Origin of the sequence: Providencia rettgeri (genome assembly GCF_013702265.1) — a bacterium.
GTDB classification, from domain to species: domain Bacteria; phylum Pseudomonadota; class Gammaproteobacteria; order Enterobacterales; family Enterobacteriaceae; genus Providencia; species Providencia zhijiangensis.
This window is the reverse complement of sequence record NZ_CP059348.1, coordinates 1,436,885-1,463,474: the sequence shown is the minus strand read 5'-3', so window position 1 is coordinate 1,463,474 and position 26,590 is coordinate 1,436,885. Positions and strand designations below refer to the sequence as shown.

The window sequence follows — 26,590 nt, the reverse complement described above, 5'->3', positions numbered from 1 at the left end:
TTTGTATTATAGCCAATACCGTTGAGCTCATAAAAAAGGCTGAGCTCAGTCTAAAACCAAGCTCAGCCTTCAACGTCAAATATATCAATTAACCGATATATTCTAAACCATTCATATACGGACGTAATACTGCTGGAACTTCAATACGGCCATCTGCTTGCTGGTAGTTTTCTAACACAGCAACCAGAGTACGGCCAACAGCTAAACCAGAACCATTCAATGTATGAACCAGTTGGGTTTTCTTGTCGCTCTTACCACGGAAACGCGCTTGCATACGGCGAGCTTGGAAGTCCCACATGTTTGAGCAAGAAGAAATCTCACGGTATGTATTTTGCGCCGGCAGCCAAACTTCTAAATCGTAAGTCTTGCGTGAACCGAAGCCGATATCCCCAGTGCACAGCAGAACTTTACGGTATGGCAGTTCCAGTAATTGCAGAACTTTTTCCGCGTGACCGGTTAACTCTTCCAGTGCCGCCATTGATTTTTCTGGATGCACTATTTGCACTAATTCAACTTTATCAAATTGGTGCATACGGATAAGGCCACGAGTATCACGACCATAAGAGCCCGCTTCTGAACGGAAACATGGTGTATGAGCCGTCATTTTCAGAGGAAGTGAATCTTCATCTAAAATTTCATCACGTACTAAGTTAGTTACTGGCACTTCTGCAGTTGGGATCAATGCATAAGTGCTGCTATCCGCTTCTTCTTCCAACGGTTTAGTGTGGAATAAATCCTCACCAAATTTCGGCAGCTGACCAGTACCATACAGCGTGTCATGGTTGACTAAATAAGGAACATACAGCTCTTGATAGCCGTGCTGTTCAGTGTGTAAATCCAGCATAAATTGCGCTAATGCACGGTGCATACGCGCGATTTGACCTTTCATCACAACAAAACGAGCACCTGTCAATTTCACCGCCGCTGGAAAATCTAAACCACCAGCCAGTTCACCAAGGCTAACATGATCTTTAACTTCAAAATCATATTGGCGAGGTGTTCCCCAACGAGAGACTTCTAAGTTTTCAGAGTCATCTTTACCGTCAGGCACTTCATCATCAGGCATATTCGGGATACTTAATGCAATATCACGGATTTCTTGTTGCAGTTTGTCTAACTCTGCTTTAGCAGCATCCAATTTTTCGCCTAATTGGTTCACTTCCAGACGTAATGGCTCAATGTCTTCACCACGCGCTTTCGCTGCACCAATTGTTTTCGATCGCGAGTTACGGTCTGCTTGCAGGGTTTCAGTTTCAACTTGTAAAACTTTGCGGCGTTCTTCTAATTCACGCAGCTTTTCCACATCAAGGGTAAAACCCCTGCGAGCCAGTTTTGTAGCAACCGCGTCTAGCTCCGTACGCAGTAAATTTGGATCGAGCATGCTAGTCCTGTGATTTTGTTAGTCAATTGTGAAAGCGAATATAACGCGCTCCGGCATTATATTTAGATTATTTTATTGCGTTATAACCTTACCGCATTGACCCGATTAGCGATAGCGTTTTGTTGTGCTAATTTGATCTTGTTGGGCTAACCAGTCGAGTTTTTCAGCAATTTTGCCTTCTAACCCGCGCGCGGTAGGATAATAATATTGTGTCGCTTTCATCGGCTCTGGGAAATAGTTTTCACCTGCCGCGTAAGCATTAGGTTCGTCGTGAGCATAACGATACTCTTTACCGACGCCTAACTCTTTCATTAATTTGGTAGGGGCATTTCTTAAGTGTTCAGGCACATCATAATCTGGCTGCATTTGAGCATCTTTGATAGCCGCTTTATAGGCGGTATACACAGCATTACTTTTCGGTGCACACGCAAGATAAACAATGGCTTGAGCAATCGCTCGCTCCCCTTCAGCTGGCCCTACACGAGTAAAGCAATCCCACGCTGAAATCGCCACTTGCATGGCTCGAGGATCAGCATTTCCGACATCTTCAGAGGCAATCGCTAATAAACGACGAGCTACATACAAAGGATCTCCACCCGCAGTAATAATTCGCGCATACCAATAAAGCGCAGCATCAGGGGCTGAACCACGAACTGATTTATGCAGCGCAGAAATCAAATCATAGTAACGGTCACCTTTATTATCGAAACGCGCCGCACGCTCGCCACTCACTTCTTTGAGTAACTCTGCGGTTAGAACTCGCTGACCTTGACTATCCGCTTCAGCCATATCCGACATCATTTCCAACAGATTTAATGAACGCCTTGCATCCCCATTAACCAAGTCGGCAATTAATTTTCGGGTGCTATCTGGGAGAACGATATTTTGCCCACCCAATCCTCGAACACTATCTCCCAGCGCTTGTAATAACACTTTTTCAATTTCGCTGCTGTCCAAGGATTTTAATAGATAAACTCTTGCGCGAGAAAGCAGTGCCGAGTTGAGTTCGAATGAAGGATTTTCGGTAGTCGCACCAATAAAAGTGATGGTACCGTCTTCAATATGAGGTAAAAAAGCGTCTTGCTGACTTTTATTAAAGCGGTGAACTTCATCCACAAACAAAATGGTTCTTCGCCCCGCACTGCGATTTTGGCGCGCTTTTTCGATAGATTCGCGGATCTCTTTGATCCCCGAAGTTACCGCAGAAATACGCTCGATATCCGCTTGTGCGTAGTGACCAATAATTTCAGCCAAGGTAGTTTTCCCCGTTCCCGGAGGTCCCCACAAGATCATTGAATGTAAATGACCCGCCTTAATCGCACGAGGTAATGGCTTACCTTCGGCAAGTAAATGCGTTTGACCAATATATTGTTCAAGGGTTTCCGGCCGCATACGCGCAGCCAGAGGTTGGAATTCATTTTGTGAAAAATCGAGAGATAAGTTACCCACGAGACCCTCTTTACCCCCTAGATATTAGTGAGCGCGAGAACGCTGGTCATCCAATGTGACCCCTTTTGGTACCGTAAATTTGAATTTACTTGGATCTACTGGGCCATTTTTCTGCTGTTTTAATTGGTACGCGCTGGTTTGTCCGTCTTGTTCAACCGCAGCAAACTTCTCAATCGTCCCTTGTGGGTTAACCGTAATAGAGAAGCTTTTTAATGTACCGTTAGATTGTTTTGGTTTCAGATCAAACGTATTGCCTTGTTGGACAATAGAATACTGCTTCCAATCCTTCGGGTTATTGCGCGTTAATAACAGGAATGGCGTATCTTGGGTAGCATCGGCTAAATTTGTCACCGTCACTTGCTCAACAAAAGGGTTGTAAAACCACAGATTTTTACCATCTGATACCAGAACACTTTCATCCGGCGAAGTCATATTCCAGTTAAATAAGTTAGGGCGTTCAATCCACAAGTCACCAACGCCCTCTTGGATAAGATCACCTTCTGGACTAGTCACTTTCTGAGAAAAGTTCGCTTGGAAGCTATTCACTTTACTCAGACGATCTTGAAGGTCTTGACTCGCATCTGCCAATACTTGACCTACGTTTAAACTCAGGGCTAATGCACCTAACAACATCATTTTTTTCATCGAGAAAAGACCTTAAAATTAATACCACAAAGGGCGTATGTCTTTATACACCCCTTGAATTAAACCAGCAATTAGCACATGAAATATTAATATCCCATTGATGGTGGCGCTAATACTTCTCGGTTACCGTTATGCCCTGGTTCACTGACAATTCCTTGGTCTTCCATTTGCTCAACAATCCGAGCTGCACGGTTGTAACCGATACGGAATTGACGTTGTACACCGGAGATAGATACCCTTTGTTTTTCAACAACAAATTCGACAGCTTGGTCAAATAACGGGTCAAGATCTTCATCACCATTATCTGAACTTCCGCCACCTTCACTATCATCGCTACACGTTGTGATGCTATCAATATATTGCGGTTTTCCACGCGCTTTCCAATCATTCACAACTGCGTGAACTTCTTGGTCACGGACAAATGCACCATGAACACGAACAGGAATGGATGAGTTTGGTGGCAGATACAGCATATCCCCCATACCCAATAGTGATTCCGCACCACCTTGGTCAAGAATAGTACGTGAGTCAATTTTACTCGATACCGTAAAGGCGATACGCGTTGGAATATTGGCTTTAATTAACCCGGTGATGATGTCAACGGATGGGCGCTGGGTAGCTAAAACGAGGTGGATACCCGCTGCACGCGCTTTTTGTGCTAAACGAGCAATCAACTCTTCCACTTTCTTCCCTGCGGTCATCATTAAGTCCGCAAATTCGTCCACCATCACCACGATATAAGGTTCTTTTTTCAGCATTGGATGTTCCATATCCATACTGTCACCCGGCTTCCAGAATGGGTCTGGGATTGGGCGATTCATATCCGCTGCCGCTTTAATCTTATCGTTGTAACCCGCGAGATTACGTACACCTAAAGCTGACATCAGTTTATAACGGCGTTCCATTTCATTGACACACCAACGCAGCGCATTCGCCGCGTCTTTCATGTCGGTGACAACTTCAGTTAACAGATGCGGGATCCCTTCATAGATAGAAAGTTCCAGCATTTTCGGGTCAATCATAATAAAGCGAACATCTTCAGGTTTCGCTTTATATAAGATACTGAGGATCATCGCGTTGACCCCAACCGATTTACCGGATCCCGTTGTACCCGCCACTAGTAAGTGCGGCATTTTTGCCAAGTCGGCAACAACAGGCTCACCTTCAATATCTTTCCCTAACACTATCGTCAATGGCGATGGATTTTTTCTAAAATCATCACAATCTAAAACTTCACTCAAGTAAACGGTTTGACGTTTTTCGTTAGGTAATTCTAGACCAACATACGGTTTACCTGGGATCACCTCAACAACACGAACCGCCGTAGTCGACAATGAACGCGCAAGATCTCGGGATAATGTGGAAATTCGAGCCGCTTTAACTCCCGGCGCAAGATCCAACTCAAAGCGAGTAATCACCGGCCCCGGAGAGAAGCCAACAACTTCAGCCTTAACTCGATAATCATTCAAACGTGCTTCAATTAGCCTTGCGGTTTGCTCTAATTTGAACATATCCACTGGCTCTTCTTGTTCCGGTGGGCTCGCCAGCAGGTCAAGAGATGGCATTGGCGTCGTCGGTTTTGGTAACGGTTGGTCGTTACGCACTAAGAATGGGTGGAATAAGCTATCCTGCTGTGGCTGCTGTGGCTGCTGTGGCTGCTGTGGCTGCTGTGGCTGCTGTGGCTGCTGTGGCTGCTGTGGCTGCTGTGGCTGCTGTGGCTGCTGAGCTGCAGTTTGAGGCTGCCCCGCAGGATGAGCAACAAATTCATTTCCATTATGAGCAGGTGTTATCGGCTGTTCTTGTGTTATCGAACGAGCTTGCACTGGCGGTTCAGTAAATGATGGCATAAACAGCGGCGCTGCTGGCTCATCATCAACTAAATCATCTACCGGCGAGAAACGCTCAAATGCCGATAATGGCGTACTTAAATCAATTTTAGGTTCAAAATCATCCACATCATTATCCAGCTCATGCTCATCATCTGCATGGGCAGTAAAGCGATGGATATCAGAAGGTGAAGTTGGTTCTATTTGCTTTGTAGGCTCAAAAGCTGGCGTAAATGCAGGAGCAGAAGCCCAACGATGTTCAATTTCTGGCTGAGTAAACGTACTCGCAGGCATATAATCCTGCGGAGTTTCTGGCTCTAGTGCAACATCAGAATCTTGAACAGAATCAACGGCAGGCTGGTTAACTTGGAATGCAGCGTCAAACTCCTGCATATCTGTTTCTGGCTCACCGTAGCGTTGACGTTGCTGCTCTAAGAATTGAACGCGCAGTAATCTTTCTTGCTCTAACTCATCGTCAGTTTTCACTTCATTTTCAGGTTCTTCAGTAGCCGACCATTGCTGATAAGCCTGTTCACGCTGAGATGCCTCTTCTTGACGACGCTGAAGCTCCGCATCACGCTGAGATGGAATACGAATGCCATACAGCTCACGGCGAGTCGGCAAGCGAACCGGATTTGGACGAGGTAATTCTGGCTCCAGATTCTTTTTCACTTGCGCGTGGCGTTCCATCGCTGCAATCGAAATGCCCGCAGCGGCTAGCGCAGCAGGGTCGGCGACACGGCTAGTTACCGATGATTCACTCACGTCAGGGCTTCCCATATCAATGGTTGGCTCTACAGGCGCAGACTGTGACGATGTAAATGTTGGAGCTGCCGGTTTGGACTCAAAAACAGGTTCTGGAGCAAAAACGGGCTCAGGTGTAAATGTCGGTTCTTGAGGTATAACAGGTGCAGGAGAAAATGCCTGCGTTGGTGCCACTTGAGGCTGATAATCATCAGGCACTTCAAAATGGTAAGTTTGCGGCTCTTTAGTTGCGGAAGGCTCTTCTGTCGCGGAAAATGTCGGTAAAACTGTATTTTCCGTTGGTTGAGCAGTAAAAGTGGGCTGCTCTGCCAAAGAAGCGCTTGGCTGGACTGGCTCAATAACAGGTTGCGCTTCAGAAGCTAACAGAGGATCAGCCATAACCTGTGGTTCAACCGCAGGCTGTACATCTTCAGAAACGAGCTCAGAGACTGTTGGCGCGGAAAACAGTACATCATCCGCATCAAATTGTTGGCTTTCATCATTTGCTTGATGCTCAGCGATTTGAGCACGCTGCAGCGCTTCTTCGGTCTCTTCAACATCATAATCGTAGTCATCAAGCTCATCACCACGGGCGCGGTTTGTTAGCAAGGTGATAGGAAGCAATATCCCTGCCCCTATTTTTTCTGCAATAGTCAGCCAAGACCAACCCGTGAAGAGGGTAAAACTGATTGCCCAGAGGAACAACAGCGCCAAGGTTGCACCCAATGAATTAAACCACGGCATAATTGCATTACTGAATACACTACCAATGACCCCACCAGAAGCGAAGTTAGGTAAATCATCAAAGTTGAGTGCGGCCAAACCACAAGATGAAAGGATCAGCGCTAAACCGCCAATGAGACGTAGAGAGAGCGAGAAAAAGTCAATATAACGCCGCTGGCTCTCATAGTGATAAATTGCCCAACACCCGAGTAACAATAATGGCGGGATCGCAAACGCGAGAATACCAAATGCGGAAAATAGGATATCCGCACTCCATGAGCCAATACTTCCCCCTAAGTTTTTAACGGGGGCGTCCCAGTTAGTTTGTGACCAACTTGGATCGGAAGGATTAAAGCTCCATAGCGCGACCATAAGAAAAATCGCACAGAGGCAGATTGCCAACAAAATCACCTCTAATAGCCGTCTGCCGCTACTGAGCTTTTTAAATTTGATGTACTTATCTTCGGTATATTCTTGGCTCATTATTGTTTCTTTACTGACTGATGTTCTTGCTTAATACGTGATTATCCTATGATTATTCTAACACTAATCCTCTAAACGCGCCTGCTTTAAGGGGATTAAGACAAATTATCACACCATAGAGACCATAAGACTCAGTATTTCATCTTACGAATAGGGTTTCAAACTCTATTTAAGGTCAAAATTCTTAATTGTTTATAGCTTTAAAATCAATAAATTGAAATGAAAATTTCTGACTAATTTTGAGTCTATCGCGGGCAGTGACGAGAGAATGTTCGAAAAAGAACCATTGGGAGAATTAAAGAGAAAAATTATAGTGCTTAAAAACGGAACAACGCTGAGTAAACCCAGCGTTGAAACAGCAGTGCGACAACAATGCAGATTGCTGTGCAGGAATGATGAACTCAAAGTACAATTAGCGAGTTTTAATCACTAAACGGTTACTTTGTTTCACTTCTTCCATAACTACGTAGGTACGAGTATCGTTTACACCCGGAAGGCGTAATAAAGTTTCACCTAGCAGTTTACGATATGCGGACATATCTGGCACACGCGTTTTCAACAAATAGTCAAAGTCACCGGAAACGAGATGACATTCTTGAATTTCTTCAAGTTTTTGAACTGCTGTGTTGAATTGTTCGAATACATCTGGTGCTCCACGGTTTAAGGTAATTTCCACGAAAACCAGCAGCGATGCATCTAAATAGTGTGGATTTAACAGTGCGGTATAGCCAGAAATGAAACCCTGTCTTTCAAGACGACGAACACGCTCTAAACATGGCGTTGGAGATAAACCAACACGCTTAGATAGCTCAACGTTAGAGATACGCCCGTCTTTTTGCAATTCGTTCAGTATATTCCTGTCAATACGGTCAAGGTCTTTGCCAGGACGCTTTTTATTGTCAATCATCTCTTATCTCTCTTTCTTTAATTGTTATTTTCTACATCTTATAAAACGGTACCATCTATTCGTCAGTCTTCCTAAGCGGACTAGCGGGCGTGGAACCTATTCTATTCGTAATAACTGAAGTTCTCGTAAACCGAAACATATTTACCTTTGGAGCGGCTTACAATCGTCGCGACATTGCCAGAATGTGTGACGTAAAGTTAATTTTCCAGTAAGAACAAAAATGCGCCATTTCCATTGACCTGCTAGATAATTAACTCTTAGATAGATGTTTTCGCAAATGCGCAGCCGATTGTCAAAGTAAATGAATAAAAATCAGTACAAGATTTCGGTTTTTTTTTCAGTAAAACGTTTCGCAGACGCAATTCAAGATAATTCCTAAAATTACCGTTTCGTGATTAAAGCACTTTCCCTTTCATTTTTTAACTCTTAATTGGTATTGCCTATCAGAAAAATTTGTTCCCTCCACATCAATGAATGGTTAAATCACTTTTGTTACCCCCCTATTTCTCCTACAATCGTCCTTATGCTTTTTTGAGACTAAAAAGAGGAATTCATGAGCACAACCACACATCGCAAGTTAATCATTTTAGGTTCAGGCCCTGCAGGTTATACCGCAGCCGTTTACGCAGCTCGCGCAAATTTACACCCTGCACTGATTACTGGGGTGGAAAAAGGCGGCCAATTAACCACAACCACGGAAGTTGAAAACTGGCCGGGTGATCCTGAAGGCTTAACAGGCCCGGGACTCATGGAACGCATGCATGCCCATGCAGAAAAATTCGAAACTGAAATCATCAACGACCACATTACAAAAGTGGATTTTCAACAGCGCCCTTTCCGCCTGTTTGGTGATGATACAGAATATACTTGTGACGCATTGATCATTGCGACAGGCGCATCCGCTCGTTACATCGGCCTACCATCAGAAGAAGCCTTTAAAGGTCGCGGTGTTTCTGCTTGTGCAACGTGTGACGGTTTCTTCTATCGTAACCAAAAAGTTGCGGTCGTCGGTGGTGGTAATACTGCCGTTGAAGAAGCGCTGTATCTTTCTAACATCGCGTCTGAAGTACATTTGATTCACCGTCGCGATAGCTTTAGAGCAGAGAAAATTCTGGTTAATCGCCTGATGGATAAAGTTGAAAATGGGAACATCGTTCTACATACCGACAACACATTAGACGAAGTTCTGGGCGATGATATGGGCGTGACAGGCGTTCGTTTACGTTGCACCAAAACCGATAAAACCGAAGATGTCGCTGTCATGGGCGCCTTTATCGCTATCGGTCACAGTCCTAATACCGCGATTTTCGACGGTCAGTTAGCCTTAAATAATGGCTATATTAAAGTGCAATCCGGCACCAACGGTAACGCTACTCAAACATCTGTTGAAGGGATCTTTGCGGCTGGCGATGTGATGGATCACATCTACCGCCAAGCAATTACCTCAGCCGGCACTGGCTGCATGGCAGCATTAGATGCCGAGCGTTACCTAGACGGGTTAGCAGACAAGAAATAATTTTTTAATCTAAAAATCGCTAATCTGAATTTCCTTGAAGCCTCATTTTTACGTTGTCGTTCATTAAGTTCGCAGCGAAATAGAATGGGGCTTTTTATTTATTCCTGTTTCAAAAATAAAGCGCTATTCCCTCCTGAATTAGGAGCAAGTTTATTTTGCTCTTTTTATCCCATGCCTATACTCATTTAATTATCTTGTTCATTCAAATAAGGAAGTGACATGGAGCCACAAACGCAAAAAGAGCCCATTAATAAGCTGGCATATTTTATTGTTATCTTGCTATCGGTTATTCAAGGAATTGTCATCACCGCCACGCTTGATTATTCCATAGAAATCCCATTAAGCCCTACATGGGCTTATTTACCCATGATATTGGCTATTTTTGTTCCTTCGGTTATCAGCTTTCTTATTACCAATGCCAAGCAAGCCGTGTTTTATCTCAATATTATCCTAACGGTTGTGCTTGTTTTTTGGATCAATACTTGGCAAAGCCTTGATATTGGTACTTCTGATAACAATGACGCATTCCTCTCGATTACAACGCTCACTGTCCTGATTTTTTTTATATTACCTTGGATGCAAAACCGTCAGGCTACAGGAACTTGGAAAGCTAATTACAGCTGCTTAGTTGGGCACTATTTCCGCAACACCTTATTTGGTCTTTTCGCCTGTGCCATTGGGGGCTTATTAGCCCTGATAGTCAAACAAGCCAGCTTTTTATTCGGCATTGTCAATCTTTCAACACTCAGCCAATTTCTTGGTCACTACATTGTCCTTTGGGTGGCCTTTTTAGTTGGTTTTAATACCAGCTTGCTCTTTTTGCGTTCTAAATTGGTGATGCAACTGAACAACATCGCCAAATATTTCTCGCAGTTTTTCCTGCCTTTACTCAGTTTAATCGCCGTAATTTTCTTAGCCGGATTGGCGGTTTCCATATTAACTGGTGTGCATTACACAGCTTCAGAGCTGGGTTCTGGCACCATGCTCTGCTTTGTGATTTTAAATATTATCTTTATTAATGCCCTTTATGGCGATGGCACAACACAATTCCAATTTAAATCGATTATCAATGGCTTTGTATTAATCAGCATCGTTCTATTAAATGCATTTTCTGCACTTTCTCTGTACGGTATTTTCGTTCGTGTTAGCCAATATAGCTGGAGTGTAAGTAGGCTATATGCATTTACTATTGCACTATTCTTAGCCCTGATTATTTTAGCTTATAGTATCGCAATCATTATAAAGCGACACCGCTGGGCATTCTCCCTCGGCGCTATCAATAAGGTCGCTATTCTTGGTTTAATCGCCACTATCTTAGTTATTAACAGCCCTATTGGTGATTTCCAACGTATTGCGGTCAACAGCATTATGGCGGCCGTTGAGAAAGGCAAAATTAAAATTAACTACGATTTGTCTTATGACTTAGAGAAGTTAGGAGTGCGGGGAAAAGAAGCGTTAGCAAAATTGGAGCAAGATCCTGAAACGAAAGCACAGCTCAAAGTTGGCGCTTACTCTGATGTCCCTAAACCGCTTAAAGATGTGCTCATCATCGCCAAAGGCAGCCAACCATTGCCACAAAACTGGTTTGATATGGAAGACGGGATCCGCGACGCATGGAATTGCACCAATTATTACAGCAATTATGAATGTCTTGGATTTATGGCCGATGCAAACCACGATGGAACAAACGAAGTGGTGATGTGCTACTCCATTCCCGAGTCCCTTGATTATGAATGTACTATTTGGCAGTCCGTGGATAACACATGGAAATTAGTCGATACGCAACGAGAGGTATTCGACGATATGTCATCCAAAAAAGCGGCATGGGATAAGCTACTTAACAACCAGTTTATATTGAAACCAAAAACCTGGTTGCAAATTGTTCCTGAATAACACACAAAATTCCCCCAAAATTATTTCAACCTAAAATGCAGGTGGCTTAACAATTATAAATTAAGCCACCTTATTTTTTCTTTGTAATAACGGTAACATCCTCTGTTCGTTCAAATTTAATTATATTACGCCCAATATAATTTACCTTTATAAAACATATCGATAACAAAAATTGTTCTATTCAAATAACTGGCTTTTATTATGTAACATATCTGATGGAAGCTGTTATGATAGGCAAAAATTCGGTTAGATTTGATGACAAAGTCAACTATCTTAACTGCACTCAATAACATGAAAACTACACCTGCTAACTAAATCATTATGGATAAATCAAGACAGACTGAATTGGTGCGTTGGTTAAAGCAACACAGCGCTCCTGCTAAGCGTTGGCTCCGAATTTCTATGCTATTAGGCATAGTCAGCGGTTTATTAATTATTGCGCAGGCTTGGTTCCTTGCTGTGATCCTACAAGCGCTCATGATGGAGAGTATTCCACGCGAGCAACTCCTCACCGACTTTGCGTTACTAATTAGTGTTTTTATTTTACGCGGTGTTGTTCATTATCTTCGTGAACGCGCTGGCTACCGTTGTGGACAAGTTGTCAGACAGCAAGTCCGCGGCATGGTGTTAGATAAACTGCAAGAATTAGGCCCTGTTTGGGTCAAAGGTAAGCCAGCAGGAAGCTGGGCGACGATTATTCTTGAGCAGATTGAGGATATGCAAGATTACTATTCTCGCTATCTTCCGCAAATGTATTTAGCCACCATTATCCCAATCATGATCTTGATTGCCATCTTCCCTTTTAACTGGGCAGCTGCGCTGATTTTATTTGCAACCGCACCGTTAATTCCGATTTTCATGGCACTGGTTGGGCTGGGTGCTGCCGATGCTAACCGCCGTAACTTCCTTGCTTTAAGCCGTTTGAGTGGCAGTTTCCTCGACCGTTTACGTGGATTAGACACCCTACGCCTGTTCTTCCGTGGCAAAGCAGAAGTCACCCAAATTCGTGAATCCACTGAAGACTTCCGTTCTCGCACCATGGAAGTGCTGCGTATGGCATTTTTATCGTCGGGAGTCTTAGAATTTTTCGCGTCAATCTCCATTGCGGTGGTCGCTGTTTATTTCGGATTCTCTTATCTTGGAGAGTTAAGTTTCGGTAGTTATGGTCTACCTGTCACACTATTTGCAGGTTTCCTTGCGCTGATTTTATCCCCGGAATTTTTCCAACCTCTGCGCGACCTAGGTACTTACTATCACGCAAAAGCCCAAGCAGTAGGCGCCGCGGAATCGCTGGTGACCTTACTCGAAAGCCAAGGTGACGAACAATTACCACAAGGCGACAAGGTGATTGATGAGCAACCTATTCGCATTGAAGCCAAACAACTGGAAGTTCTCTCCCATGATGGCACTATTCTCGCAGGTCCTCTCGATTTCACCATTGAACCGCAGCAACGCATCGCCTTAGTGGGTCAAAGTGGTGCAGGTAAAAGTTCCCTATTAAACTTATTACTTGGCTTCCTGCCTTATCGCGGCTCCATTACTATTAATGGCAATGAGCTCAATCAATTATGCCCTGAACAATGGCGTGCTTTGGTTGGCTGGGTTGGGCAAAACCCGCATTTGCCTGAACAAACGTTGCAAGAAAATATTTGCCTAGGTAAACCCGATGCGACTGAATCAGAAATTCAATCTGCTATCGAAAAAGCCTATGTGGCGGAATTTCTGCCAAACTTACCGGATGGGTTAAATACTCGCTTAGGTGATTTCGCCGCACGTCTTTCTGTTGGGCAAGCCCAACGTGTCGCTGTCGCTCGCGTACTCTTAAAACCTTCTCGCTTATTGCTATTAGATGAGCCAGCTGCCAGCTTAGATGCGCACAGCGAGCAACGCGTGATGGAAACATTGAATCAATTATCTGAGCAGCAAACCACGTTATTAGTGACCCATTTACTTGAAGAAACCATGGATTACGACCAAATTTGGGTGATGTCTAACGGGAAAATTATCCAGCGTGGTGACTACCAACAACTGAGACAGTCTGAAGGTGCCTTTGCCCAATTACTCGCTCATCGCCAAGAGGAGCTTTGAAAATGAAAGTATTACTCCCCTTCTTAGCCCTCTATCGCCGTCATTGGTTTTTGATTTCCTTAGGGATCATTCTGGCGATTGTCACGCTGCTTTCCAGTATTGGCCTTCTCACGTTATCGGGATGGTTCTTAGCCGGTGCTGCTATCGTTGGTGCGCCGGGGATCTTTTTCTTTAACTATATGCTCCCTGCGGCTGGAGTTCGTGGTGCGGCTATTTTCCGTACTGCGGGACGTTATGCCGAACGCTTAGTCAGCCACGATGCGACATTCAAAGTCTTAGCCCATCTGCGAGTTTTCGCCTTCAGTAAGGTTTTACCACTATCTCCCGGTGGGATCAGCCGTTTCCGCCAAGGGGATCTATTAAATCGACTGGTGGCGGATGTCGAGACCCTAGACCATCTTTACTTGCGCGTTCTCTCCCCGATTGTCAGTGCTTTCTTTGTCACGTTTGTCCTGATTATTGGTTTAAGCTTCCTTGACCCTCGCCTTGCATGGACGTTAGGCGGCGTCATGCTGTTCCTGCTGTTTACGATGCCATTTGTATTTTATCGTGCCGGTAAACCGATTGGACGTGAGCTTACTGAGTTACGTGGAAATTACCGCACTGTATTAACTTCCGCATTACAAGGCCAAGCCGAATTAGCCTTATTTGGCGCGACTCAACGTTTTCGTCAACACTTATCAAGCATCGAAAACTCATGGCAAGGTCGCCAGCAGCAACAAGCGGCACTGACAGGTTTATCTCAAGCCATCATTCTGTGTGCATCAGGACTTACCGCAACCTTGCTTCTATGGATGGCTGCTGAACATGTTGGCGGAAACACACAACCCGGTGCGCTGATTGCCTTATTTGTGTTCTGTGCATTAGCTTCGTTTGAGGCTTTAGGGCCTGTTGCCGTCGCATTCCAACACATGGGGCAAGTGATTGCATCGGCTACCCGCGTCTCTCAGTTAATGCATGCGAAACCGGAAGTGAACTTTGTCAATCAAGGTAATGAACTAAAATCGCTAGAAAATTTAATCATTGATAACGTCACGTTCACTTATCCAGAACAGCCTTTCGCCGTACTAAAAAATGTCACTTTGTCGATCAAACAAGGCGAGCACATCGCGTTATTAGGAAAAACGGGCTGCGGTAAATCAACTCTACTGCAATTGCTCACCCGCGCTTGGGATGTGGACAGTGGCGTGATATCGATTAATGGCCAGCCAATTCAAGCTTACAGCGAAGAAGCGCTACGTGGCGTGATGTCCGTGGTTCCTCAGCGTGTTCATGTCTTCAGTGATACCCTGCGCAACAATTTATTATTAGCCAACGAACAAGCCTCAGATGAGCAACTTTGCGATGTACTCACTCAAGTTGGCTTAGATAATTTGTTGGATAATCAGCTAAAATTAAACGCATGGATGGGTGAAGGCGGTCGTCAATTATCAGGAGGAGAGCAGCGCCGCTTAGGTATCGCTCGCGCCCTTCTGCACAATACGCCGCTGGTATTAATGGATGAGCCAACAGAAGGGTTAGATGCCCACACTGAACAGCAAATTCTCAGCCTGCTCAAGCAAAAATGTGCCGATAAAACCCTGCTGGTAATCACCCATCGTATGCAAGGTTTAGAGCAGATGGATACCATTTGTGTGATGGATAATGGCGAAATTATCGAACAAGGCTCACACTCGCAATTGTTAGCTGAGCAAGGTCGTTATTATCAATTCCGTCAACGTCATTTGGTTCAGCAAACTCGCTGAGGTGCATCATGTACCAATTAGACGATGATTCATACCTGTTCCCGCCCGTGTCTGAAGCGATGCGGGAACCTAATGGGTTACTGGCGATCGGCGGTGATTTATCATCTCGACGCTTACAAGCGGCTTACTATGATGGTATTTTCCCGTGGTTTAACCCTGGTGAAGTGCCTTTATGGTGGTCACCCGATCCGCGAGCCGTCTTGAGAGTGGGCGACTTGCATATCAGCCGTTCCATGATCAAAACATTAAAAAAATCTCCTTATCGCATTACCATAAATCATGCGTTCAAAGAGGTGATAGCGGCTTGTGCTGTACGCAAAGAAGGCACGTGGATCCTGCCCTCTGTACAAGCGGGCTATCTCGCACTACACCAAGAGGGACTCGCCCACTCTATTGAGGCGTGGCATGGTGATCAGCTGGTGGGCGGTTTGTATGGCGTGAACATGGGACACCTGTTTTGTGGGGAGTCAATGTTCAGTAGAATGAATGATGCGTCCAAATGTGCTTTTATTACATTCTATTTTCATTTTTTGCGCTATAATGGGCAACTTTTTGATTGTCAGGTACTTAACCACCACACCGCTTCACTTGGCGCGACGGAGATCTCCCGCAGGGATTTTCTGCATATTCTTTATCGGTGGCGTGACCTGCGGATTGACCCAGCATGCTGGTTACCACAGTCAATTGATTTACCTCAATCATTTGAAAAATCACCACTTTTTAAGCGATAGAAAGTGGCAATACAGTAATTTTATCCCCAACTATTTTAAAGAAAGATCGCTTTAAAATGCGACACTTCTTTACTTAGTGTGGGTTTTTGGGCATTATCTTGCCCGTAAAAAATCACGGTTATTAGACTTAGAGGATTAGATGGCCAAAGAAGATAATATTGAAATGCAGGGAACGGTTTTGGATACCCTGCCAAATACAATGTTCCGCGTTGAACTGGAAAACGGTCACGTCGTGACTGCGCACATCTCTGGTAAAATGCGTAAAAACTACATCCGCATTCTGACAGGCGACAAGGTAACTGTAGAGTTAACTCCTTACGACCTGAGCAAAGGCCGCATCATTTTCCGTAGCCGCTGATTTTCGATTTTCAGGCAAGGCCTGACAAGACCACAGGTGCCTAAGACACCTGTGGTACTAGCTATTGTCAGATTACAGCATCCTCTGGAGAGGCCTTGTGTACGCTACTGAAGCTGTATGTCAGTGTGTGACTCTTTTCATCAAGCCCGATACTCACCGAGCCGCCATTCGTTAACGAACCAAATAACAGTTCATTTGCCAATGGTTTCTTCAGGTTATCCTGAATGACACGCGCCATAGGTCGGGCACCCATTGCTTTGTCATACCCTTTCTCGCACAACCAACGACGAGCCGCTTGGCTTACTTCAATCGAAACACCCTTCTCATCCAACTGTGCTTGCAGCTCAACAATGAATTTATCCACCACTTGCGTGATGATATCCATCGACAGCGCATTAAACCAAATAATGCCATCAAGACGGTTACGGAATTCCGGTGAAAATGTCTTTTTAATTTCAGACATCGCATCCGTACTATTATCTTGCTCTGCAAAACCAATCGAGCGGCGCTGAGTTTCTTGCACCCCTGCGTTGGTGGTCATGACCACAATCACATTACGGAAGTCTGCTTTGCGACCGTTATTATCCGTTAGCGTACCGTGATCCATTACTTGCAGAAGAATGTTAAACACATCTGGGTGCGCTTTTTCAATTTCGTCCAATAGCACGACGGAATGTGGATGCTTAATGACGGCATCGGTCAGCAATCCACCTTGGTCAAAACCTACATACCCCGGAGGTGCACCAATCAGTCGACTAACCGTATGGCGTTCCATATATTCAGACATATCAAAGCGCAGCAGTTTCACATCTAACGCTTTTGCCAGTTGCACGGTGACTTCCGTTTTACCCACGCCAGTTGGCCCTGCAAACAAGAAGGAGCCGACGGGCTTATGATCTAACCCTAAGCCTGCGCGATTCATTTTAATCGCCTCAGACAGCGCCTCAATCGCTTTATCTTGTCCAAAGACTAACATCTTCAGGCGTGAGTCTAAGGTTCTCAAACGATCTTTATCGCTCGAGGAAACGGTTTTTTCTGGAATACGCGCAATACGCGCCACCACGGTTTCGATTTCAGGTACACCGATGGTTTTCTTACGTTTACTTGGCGCCACTAAACGGGTTCTTGCTCCCGCTTCATCGATAACATCAATGGCTTTATCCGGCAGATGGCGATCGGTAATGTATTTCACCGATAAATCCACCGCAGCCTGAATGGCTTTCGCGGTGTAGCGAACATCATGGTGAGACTCATATTTCGGTTTCAACCCATTAATGATACGCACGGTTTCTTCAGGGGTAGGTTCCACAATATCAATTTTTTGGAAACGTCGAGCCAACGCTCTATCTTTCTCAAAGATATTGCTGAATTCTTGATAGGTCGTGGAACCAATCACACGGATACGACCACTTGATAACAGCGGCTTAATCAAGTTTGCGGCGTCTACCTGTCCACCCGATGCCGCACCAGCACCAATAATTGTGTGAATCTCATCGATAAACAGAATGCTTTTCGGATCTTTTTCCAACATTTTCAGCAGCGCTTTAAAACGTTTTTCAAAATCACCGCGATATTTAGTGCCAGCCAACAATGAGCCGATATCCAGTGAGTAGATTGTGCAATCTTTCATCACTTCAGGCACATCATTTTGCTCAATACGCCACGCTAAACCCTCAGCAATCGCCGTTTTACCTACGCCGGATTCCCCAACCAATAGTGGGTTATTCTTACGGCGACGGCACAACACTTGAATGGTACGCTCTAATTCAGCCTGACGTCCCACCAGCGGGTCGATATTCCCTTTCTTGGCCTGTTGGTTCAGATTGGTGGTGAAGTTGTCCATATGGTCTTCTGAGACCGGCTGCTCTTCACTTGGTGGTGTATTGTTTGCGGCATCATCCTCCGATGAAGAAGAATCTTCACCTTTAATGGTACCGTGGGAAATATAATTAACCACATCGAGGCGGCTAACATCATGCTTACGTAATAAATAGGCCGCTTGGGATTCTTGTTCGCTAAAAATCGCCACTAGCACATTCGCGCCAGTCACTTCGCTGCGTCCTGATGATTGAACATGAAAAACAGCACGTTGCAGTACGCGCTGGAAACTCAAAGTCGGTTGAGTGTCTCGCGTATCATTCTCAGGCAATAGCGGCGTGGTTTGGGCGATAAAATGCTCGAGTTCTTGTCTCAAGGCAACCAAGTCGACCTTACAAGCCTCTAAAGCTTCACGCGCAGAGATATTGCTCAATAATGCCAGCAATAGGTGCTCCACAGTCATAAATTCATGGCGATTGTCTTTCGCTCTGGTAAAAGCAACATTTAGACTAAGCTCCAATTCTTGATTGAGCATAAGCACCTCCCAAAATTGATATTAAGACTCTTCAGACTTTCTCTATAGTACACAATAAAGGATATTCATGTTCCCTTGCAAAAGCATTGACTTGGGCGGCTTTAGTTTCTGCAACTTCAGCAGTATAAACACCGCAAATACCTTTACCTTGAAAATGCACATCTAACATTATCTGTGTAGCGCGTTCTTCATCAAAAGAAAAGTATTTTTGTAACACCTCAACAACAAAATCCATCGGCGTATAATCATCATTATTTAACAGTACTTTATACATCGATGGTGGTTGCAGCGTCTTTTCAACTTCATCTTTAAAAATTGTGTCAGTTTTAAATGTGCCCAGAAAATCACTCATTACTTTCGTGCTCAGTCGTATTACTCAGTGTGGAAATTCAATTTAAGCATAGCCTTTATTATCAATGATATCTATTCACTAAATAGCAATTCAATAAAGCTAAGCCATTAAAAATATTTAATCTTCATTTTGGTACTGAATTCTCAATTTATCTCAGTGTACCATGGGCTGATGACTAACTTATAGCACCTAAATTTTGTGACACACATCAAATAATTTAAAAATTCACGAAAAACGCTCATCGGATTATTTTCAGTTTATTCAAAAAGCCAAAATCCGACTCTTGACCAGATATCCCTATTCAATACAGTATAAAATGCGCGCGATTAACTTCGTATTTATACCTAGTTTGCATGTGTATTTTATTCATGCGCTTAATAATAACTTAAACTATTGATTCATAGTTATTTAAATGGCATTACCCCTTAGTTTTATGTCATTTTCAACTATCATTTAACCTCTTGATTTAACGATATTCTTTAAATGGTTTTGGGGAAGTCGTTTTCTTAGCCATAAGATAAATTTCACCTTATTTCTTGACCTCCATTAATATTTTACTGTATATAATCACAGTTATTATTTAACTGTTTTTATATACAGTATTTTATGTAAGGAGAATGTACGATGGTTACTATTAAAGTTCGCTTCGCTGCAAGTATGAAAGGCAAGTTACCTATGGGGACTTTCGACGCATTGAGAAATGAGATCACAAAAAGATTGAGTCCCAAATATCCCGATTTAAACATCGATATCAACTGGGGTTCTCAAGCTAATGTATCTATTGATGGTCTTGGAAAGAACGAAAAGAAAACCTACATCGAAGAAACACTGGAAGAAATATGGAATGATGGGGATTGGATGCCTGAAATGAAAGAAACTGAGGAAGTGGAGTATTTCGATAAATGATCAGATTGCGCCAACCACTCGAGCTGGCGCTATTTAGTCTATATTTATTTTAATTACAGAACAGATTTCGATATTTACTTGTTTACAGCATAGCTGCCTAGAGTCAAAGTCCCTTGACCAATTGCAAAGCCAACTATCTAGCTCATCAAGTGAATATTCTTTAGTTGCCAAGCCTCGGGCCATTTCTACCACTTCGTCTTCTGGGGCCGTTAATTCATAGCCATTGAGCAATAAAAAAATATACCCCGACATCATGGCTGTTCGTTTGTTTGCATTGGCAAAGGGGTGATTTTGAATCAAACTTTCAATTAACACAGAAGCCAGAACAAACATATCATCTGTTTGCTGATAGTATTTGACTTGGCTTGGTCTTGATTGGGAGGAGCTAAGGTTGTTGAAATTCAATACTTCTATTGGCTCATTGGGAGTTTGTAGCTCTATCAGTTTTCTATTGATATTTATTAAGTCATCAATAGATAAATAGTTAATACCTTCAACAAACTCCCCTGTGATATTCAACACTCACTATACCTTAGCTAATTTTTCCATGGCTTTTTCATAGCGAGCGAAACCAAAGTCAAAGGCATTATTGACTTGATTACCATGATTTCCTTGCTCGCTCATAGCAGCTTTTGGTGCTGCAATTTTACTTTTGTCACGAGCAGGTATATTTAAGCGACTAGGCTTTTGCAGTGCGTGACCCATATTAACCTCGTTATAAACCAATGAGTTATAATTTACATCTAGGTATACGATGCGTATTACCTCTGGTTATAATGTAAGTTAAGTTACATTAAGTCAACAGTTTTGCTTGTATTTTACATTGACGCTCGTATAATTCGCGCCCCGCGAGATTGACACGACCTGAACATATCTGCAACTGAAAATTAGTTAGATAGAACCGGTGATGCTTCGCAAGAGCAAATCATAAAAAGAGTTAGTGACTACTTGATCCAAGCCCTAAAGAATAAATATATGATTGCGCTAACTACTCGAGCTGGCGCACCTTAGTTATTACTCTTCTAGTTTGCTTGCTTGTTCTTGTTTGGATTCTTCCTCTAATCTCTCCGCTTCATCACGCGCAGCTTTTTCAGCCTCTTCTTTCACTACCCGTTCAGCTTCAATTTTCGCTAATTGCTCTGCTTCAGCTAGCTTCTGATTGTAGATAGAATCACTTGGCATATTCACACGAACATCAATCCAGTGACCATTGGGGATGTCGCAATAGTCATAGTCTTCGCGCTCAACGTTATTCTCATCGAGAAACTCTGGATAAGTCATTAGTCGCTGGGCTTCGAGTCGAGGATGAAGAGTGTGCTTTCTATAGCGGGTTTCAATGATGATGTCACCATCTGATAACACGTCAAAATCAGCCCAGACTAATGGTAAATTGTTAATCCCATTCGGTACCACTAAGCCTCCGTGAATCCCGCCCCATGATGCGTCGGAGTTCATACCGAGGGTGCCTTTAAGTTTATAGCGCCCAGTGCCGATTTTTTCGAGCTCTACACCTTCTGATTCATCGTTAAGTTCGATATGGTCTGCGAAGACTTTAATGATTGGGGATGCTGATTTTATGTTTCCGTTGCTATCTTTGGTAGTATTTTTATCTGTTAATGCGTTCCATTCTTTAGTGTACTTTATTCTCTTATTTGTAGGGCTAGAAGGCCCCAAATCTACTCCTGCACGACCTTTAACCCCTGTGTCGTGGATTATCAGCTGTGTTCTAGCATCTGATCCCGATGCATCAAACCACCCGTTAACAGTCAAAACGGATGCAAATCTCCAGTTATTTCCGTTTGGCAGATTTGCATCCGCCGAGGTTGTTATTGACGCGGTAACGCCTATCGGGAATTGATCAGCATAGTCAAGGTCTAAACCACCCGCTGACATTTTATCTTTTCTTGCTTCATAATTTCCATATACAGGGATGCCGCCGTTGCCAGCAAAAAAGGCGTATTTGGATACGCTGGCGTCTAAGTCGTTTGATTGCAGCACTGTTCCTGTGGCGTTTGGTAGTGTATGTATATACCAAGTACCTCCGTTAATACGGTGTTCTATACGTGGTCCGCTATTTATGGGGTTCAACTGTAATGCGCTATCTTGCGGCGTTTTAGCTGTTAATTGAGATGCAGTAATGACTGAATCTGCATCTATCCTTCCTTTTACCGCTCCACCAGTCTTATCAAATTTCCCATCAATCATCTTTTTCAGTGCAATGATGCTTTCGAGTTTTACTGTTTCCCCCGTTGGGGTTTTGACTTCAACAATGCCGTCCTGTGTTAGCCATGTGTCCATGTTGCGGAGAAAGTATTCAATATACAATTGATTGGCTGCTATTTTACGAACGCCATCGCTCATGCTGTCCAGAACGAATGTCGCAATCTGATACTTTGCTGCTGAAGCTGCAACCGGTACCGGGTAAGTGAGGTTAATCTCTGTATCTGAATTCACAGACAACACGGTGTTCATGAATACAGTGTTATTGATGAGATAGGAGATTGGACAGCCTTCGGAGATACCCGCCAAATTATCTTTCCAGCGCGTTCCGGTACCTTTTATTTTTGTTTGTCCCGCTGTGGTTGTGATTGTGCCTGTTTGATAAATCATATTAACTCCAAAATTTGGACGCAAAAAAACCGCAATTAAGCGGCTTGTTGTATTAGTCTTACTACGTATCACTGCACAATAACTTCATCTGTATAAGGGAATACAATTACTCGGGCTCGCATAATAAAACGAGTCACTTCTCCGCCTTGGTGCGGAATGCTTATTCCTATACTCGATGTTCCTTCTCCGGCAGGTATTTCAACAACAAACTCATTTGTAGCATAAAAATCACTTGGGTTTTCTCCATTTGAAAGCCCATAAGAGAATGCATTGGTTGGGTTTTCACCATCAACATAGATTGTGCAAAAACCTTTCGCACCAGCTGCAGTAGTTAAAAAACCCGGAGCACGATAAGCTATCGCAGCCCTATTTGGGGTCTCCATCCCCCTGTATGACGGGATTTTCTCTGTCGGATTTAACGCCCCCTGCACCCACACATAACACGATTTAGTACGACGTTTAACTTTAAACAACTCGACAACACCTGAGCCTTGCCAGCTCTTATTGATATAGATATCCTTTGTCACAGATACAATGTTTCCTTTCAAGTTCTCGACGTACACAGTACCTTTAAAGTCCCCATCTGCACCGTCAATTTTCCCTCTGAAAATGGCATTATTGAACTCAGTGTCACCGCCTTTAGATATTTTCCAGCCTTTCTTGCCAGCTTCGTAATCATTGGACTGAATAATGTTGCCGATTTTTGCGTTTGTGATGGCACCGTCCTTGATTTTTGCAGTGTCTATTGATGCGTCGGCGATAAAAGCTTCTTTAACAAAGAGTTGTCCATTTTTCATATACATGAACATCTCCATATTTCCACTCGTAGGATTGTAGAAAGCAAAGTTATTCGCATTGAAACCGATAAATGACTCAATTTTACCGTTTTTCAGTTCAGCGCTAATCACCATACCTGCTGCGTTGTACTTCTTATCATCAACAACAATCGTGATATTCGTACTGTGCATTGCATAGCCTGCTCCCTGTTCGAACTCAGCTTTCATTTTGGTATTGATTAACGCTTCCTGCTCATCAAATTTAACTTGCAGTTGAGTTTGAGATTCTGCAAATGCCGAGTCCAGTTTTGCAATCGCCTTGCCTTGTTCAACAACCCCCGCCTTAACGTCATTAATCGATGCGCTTATCTCTGTCACAGATTGAGAAAATGCACTATCTAACGTAGAAATCGCTTGGTCTAATCTCTTGATTTCAGATTGAACCCCGTTAATTGAAGCGGTGACAGTCGTGTACTTCTCTGCCCACGCTTTCTCACTGTCTGCGTACACACGCTTCAATTCTTTAACTTCGGCTCTAGACTCTCCGTGAAGAACAAGCAAACTCTCTTGAAGTTCATAGGTCGCTGCACTACTAATTAATACAGCTTCATTTAGCCATTCGAGCTTTTTATCTAATTGTTTTCCTGCCTCAGTTGTCATGAATTCATTATCTAGCATCTCAATGATTTCATCTGTTTTGGTTTCCGGTGCACCGCTCGCCTCAACGAATTGCGATTTACCAACAGGGTTAACGCTTCTGACATACACGTAATAAATTTGGCCCGCTTTCAGATTACGTCCCTGAATAACCCACATGGTGCCATTACCCAAGTATTCAGCCAGTTGCTCAACATCATTAATATTGGCTATACGCTTAACCGAGAACCAGAATTCATACTGCAGACGTAAAGCATTCTGCCCACCAACATACGGGATCACCCCTAAACTAAAGAACCCCGGATTTACTTCAATATGTGACGGTGGTGGCGGTGGGTTAATGTCAAATGATACCGTTGACTGGTCACCCTTTTGCCCATCTTTATTTTGTGGAGATACTGACAATAAATAGTTACCTTGCGGTAAATTGCCAATTCTATATCGATTTTCTTGTGTTTTAGCGGTACCGACAATGCGACCGGCTTGAGTTAGTTTTAGAATGAAATCAACACCACGAACTGCCGTTGTTGTCGTCCAGTTTGCTTCCACTTGCCAACTATCATTATCAGGACTCACTTCAACAGATAAGTTTTCTACCGGTGGAATATAACCGCCTAGCGGGGTGTCGGGTAACGGCTCGAACGTGACGCCCAGATCAACGATGGACTCTTTTTCTGGTACATGCTGAACAGCAATAACTCCATAGCTTCCATCGCCTTTATCCGTGATTGTTATTGCTCTAAACAGCCGTCTTGCTAGCACGGATTGCCCTAACGACCAGACAGTCCCATGTCTTACTCCATTTGGAAGAGATTCAACCTTAATCTGATTACTTGATGGATAGCTGACTGCCTTTACTCGCTCTGGCTTTCCGGCTCCGTTGATTACCGAGATCATAGTGATCCCCGTTTTTGGCGGTTCAATATCACGGTCAAGGGTTAATATTTTTTGCACAGTATCGACCTGCAATAAGCGGCCACCAATCTGCTCACCAACCCAGTCATTGTCCATGACTTCAATAATGTCACCGGGTGTATGCCTTAAACCTTCAGCGCCTACATCGAATTCAACCGTTTGAGTTTCTAATTTTTCAGTGAGCAGGATCCACAACCCATGACGTCTAGCTTGCCCTCGACTAGTGCAGCCAAAGGCATCAACTCTTAGTACATTGGGACCAAATTGAGCGACCAAACCGTCATCGGAAACTTGTTCAATACTCGTTTTCCAACCATTTTCAGGGTCAATGAATCGCACCTCAATGATAGTATGCCTAGCTTTTAATGGACTAAAACTATAGTTAAATCGCCCATTCACAACGTTAGCATTCGTGTATGGCCAGACAATATCACTAGGTCTATCTTGAACAAAAGTAAGCTGCTGACCATTCCACACAGGCATAATACGCATCATTGAGCATAAGTCGCTCATATAGTCATAGGCTTTACGAATATCAGTAAGATAGGCATTGCACGTCATTCGTGGCTCTTTGTCACCAAACCCATTCGGTACTAATTGATCGCAATACTGCCCAATCATATAGAGCGCAAACTTATCAACTTCCGAAATTTTCAGGCGCTTCCCAAGACCAAAACGTTCGTTGGTAAGTAGGCTATACAATACCCATGCAGGGTTATTCGTGTACGCAGGTTTAAACGAGCCACTCCAAATTCCCTTGTAAGTACGTGTTTCAGGATCGTAGTTATCTGGAACCTGAATGATTAACCCTTTTACAAGATAATTTCGGCTAGGATATTGGTTGCCAAATTGCTCACTTTCAAATGTTAGTCCAGCAACAGCCGACCCCGGATACGTTTGGGTGATATCAGTGATTTCAGTATAACTTGACCAAATAGTATTGTTTTGTAGCTTATCGCTAGTGCTATCCGCTGTTAAACGAACCATTCGGATACTAAATGGTGGTGGCGGTAGATTATCAAGCACCACAGCCATCAAGTACGGCGAATTGCTCCGCTTACCGCGGATAGTCACATTCTTCTCTGTTACCCAAGAGCCACTACGTTGGATTTGAATTTGCAGATCAACCGATGTCCCAACGCGGTCACCATTATCTTTAACTTCAACTAAAGCTTGTGTTCCGAAGGTCAAGCGAAGGCGATCAATGTTACGTGAGGTAATTGTTCGTGTTACCGGGGTGCTTTTCTTCACTTCAACGCTAACAGGCGTTTCACTGGATGAAGATGAAAAACCATCTAACGCAGGCTGTTCCAGCGTTCCAGAAACCCATTGAGCCGTCATGCCGTTGACATTACTGTTACCCGATGAATCAATGACAGGGGTGTTGTTTAAGTAAACCCCTTTGAGATCACCTATAGGCCCTTCAATTGGCCCTTCGCTAACTAAATCAATAATGGACAGTTTTTGTCTTGATGTTAAGTCATTTGGTGCTTCATACGGCGTATGTTGCTTACCACCATTTTTACCCATGA

General features: G+C 43.7%; 18 protein-coding genes. 7 read left to right on the top strand and 11 right to left on the bottom strand.

Annotated elements, in window-relative coordinates; all coding sequences use genetic code 11:
* Positions 1–88: 88 nt before the first annotated feature.
* The 5 genes from serS to lrp form a co-directional block, all read right to left on the bottom strand.
* Positions 89–1,381, bottom strand: a complete 1,293-nt coding sequence (serS, locus tag H0913_RS06690; RefSeq protein WP_154604265.1) for a serine--tRNA ligase — start codon at positions 1,379–1,381, stop codon at positions 89–91.
* A gap of 105 nt (positions 1,382–1,486) precedes the next feature.
* Positions 1,487–2,830 carry a replication-associated recombination protein A gene (locus H0913_RS06685; protein WP_181478275.1) on the bottom strand — a complete coding sequence of 448 codons (1,344 nt, stop codon included), beginning with the start codon at positions 2,828–2,830 and terminating at the stop codon, positions 1,487–1,489.
* Positions 2,831–2,854: 24 nt separating this feature from the next.
* On the bottom strand, positions 2,855–3,475 hold the full coding sequence (gene lolA, locus H0913_RS06680; RefSeq protein WP_154604266.1) for an outer membrane lipoprotein chaperone LolA: 621 nt from the start codon (positions 3,473–3,475) through the stop codon (positions 2,855–2,857).
* A gap of 86 nt (positions 3,476–3,561) precedes the next feature.
* Positions 3,562–7,251, bottom strand: coding sequence for a DNA translocase FtsK 4TM domain-containing protein (locus H0913_RS06675; protein ID WP_181478273.1), 3,690 nt, complete (start codon positions 7,249–7,251; stop codon positions 3,562–3,564).
* Positions 7,252–7,663: 412 nt separating this feature from the next.
* Positions 7,664–8,158, bottom strand: a complete 495-nt coding sequence (lrp, locus tag H0913_RS06670; RefSeq protein ID WP_004918089.1) for a leucine-responsive transcriptional regulator Lrp — start codon at positions 8,156–8,158, stop codon at positions 7,664–7,666.
* 553 nt (positions 8,159–8,711) lie between these two features.
* On the opposite strand from lrp, the gene trxB reads away from it, so the two are divergent.
* The 6 genes from trxB to infA all read left to right on the top strand — a co-directional run bounded on the left by trxB (position 8,712) and on the right by infA (position 16,489).
* Positions 8,712–9,674 carry a thioredoxin-disulfide reductase gene (gene trxB, locus H0913_RS06665; RefSeq protein ID WP_132494451.1) on the top strand — a complete coding sequence of 321 codons (963 nt, stop codon included), beginning with the start codon at positions 8,712–8,714 and terminating at the stop codon, positions 9,672–9,674.
* Between the two features lie 219 nt (positions 9,675–9,893).
* Positions 9,894–11,567 carry a DUF7057 domain-containing protein gene (locus H0913_RS06660; RefSeq protein ID WP_154604269.1) on the top strand — a complete coding sequence of 558 codons (1,674 nt, stop codon included), beginning with the start codon at positions 9,894–9,896 and terminating at the stop codon, positions 11,565–11,567.
* Positions 11,568–11,888: 321 nt separating this feature from the next.
* Positions 11,889–13,655 carry a heme ABC transporter permease/ATP-binding protein CydD gene (gene cydD / locus H0913_RS06655; RefSeq protein ID WP_181478271.1) on the top strand — a complete coding sequence of 589 codons (1,767 nt, stop codon included), beginning with the start codon at positions 11,889–11,891 and terminating at the stop codon, positions 13,653–13,655.
* A gap of 2 nt (positions 13,656–13,657) precedes the next feature.
* Positions 13,658–15,400 (top strand): heme ABC transporter ATP-binding protein/permease CydC, encoded by a 1,743-nt coding sequence (cydC, locus tag H0913_RS06650; RefSeq protein WP_154637916.1) that lies wholly within the window; start codon positions 13,658–13,660, stop codon positions 15,398–15,400.
* An 8-nt stretch (positions 15,401–15,408) separates the two neighbouring features.
* A complete protein-coding gene (aat, locus tag H0913_RS06645; RefSeq protein WP_154604272.1) occupies positions 15,409–16,131 on the top strand; it encodes a leucyl/phenylalanyl-tRNA--protein transferase in 723 nt (240 codons plus the stop codon).
* Positions 16,132–16,270: 139 nt separating this feature from the next.
* Entirely contained in the window at positions 16,271–16,489 is a 219-nt protein-coding gene (gene infA, locus H0913_RS06640; RefSeq protein WP_004244560.1) for a translation initiation factor IF-1, read from the top strand.
* A gap of 67 nt (positions 16,490–16,556) precedes the next feature.
* On the opposite strand, the gene clpA is transcribed toward infA, so the two are convergent.
* Both clpA and clpS read right to left on the bottom strand, forming a co-directional pair.
* Positions 16,557–18,842 (bottom strand): ATP-dependent Clp protease ATP-binding subunit ClpA, encoded by a 2,286-nt coding sequence (clpA, locus tag H0913_RS06635; protein ID WP_154604273.1) that lies wholly within the window; start codon positions 18,840–18,842, stop codon positions 16,557–16,559.
* Positions 18,843–18,873: 31 nt separating this feature from the next.
* Positions 18,874–19,194: an ATP-dependent Clp protease adapter ClpS gene (clpS, locus tag H0913_RS06630; protein WP_036951847.1), complete on the bottom strand. Its 321-nt coding sequence runs from the start codon at positions 19,192–19,194 to the stop codon at positions 18,874–18,876.
* A 624-nt stretch (positions 19,195–19,818) separates the two neighbouring features.
* On the opposite strand from clpS, the gene H0913_RS06625 reads away from it, so the two are divergent.
* Positions 19,819–20,100: a DinI-like family protein gene (locus tag H0913_RS06625; RefSeq protein ID WP_181478269.1), complete on the top strand. Its 282-nt coding sequence runs from the start codon at positions 19,819–19,821 to the stop codon at positions 20,098–20,100.
* Positions 20,101–20,133: 33 nt separating this feature from the next.
* On the opposite strand, the gene H0913_RS06620 is transcribed toward H0913_RS06625, so the two are convergent.
* The 4 genes from H0913_RS06620 to H0913_RS06605 form a co-directional block, all read right to left on the bottom strand.
* Entirely contained in the window at positions 20,134–20,613 is a 480-nt protein-coding gene (locus H0913_RS06620) for a type II toxin-antitoxin system death-on-curing family toxin (protein ID WP_181478704.1), read from the bottom strand.
* Positions 20,614–20,625: 12 nt separating this feature from the next.
* Complete coding sequence (locus H0913_RS06615; protein WP_181478267.1) at positions 20,626–20,805, bottom strand: hypothetical protein; 180 nt, start codon at positions 20,803–20,805, stop codon at positions 20,626–20,628.
* Between the two features lie 309 nt (positions 20,806–21,114).
* Positions 21,115–22,710, bottom strand: a complete 1,596-nt coding sequence (locus tag H0913_RS06610; RefSeq protein ID WP_181478265.1) for a hypothetical protein — start codon at positions 22,708–22,710, stop codon at positions 21,115–21,117.
* 68 nt (positions 22,711–22,778) lie between these two features.
* A complete protein-coding gene (locus tag H0913_RS06605) occupies positions 22,779–26,588 on the bottom strand; it encodes a host specificity protein J (RefSeq protein WP_232368836.1) in 3,810 nt (1,269 codons plus the stop codon).
* Between the last annotated feature and the right edge of the window lie 2 nt (positions 26,589–26,590).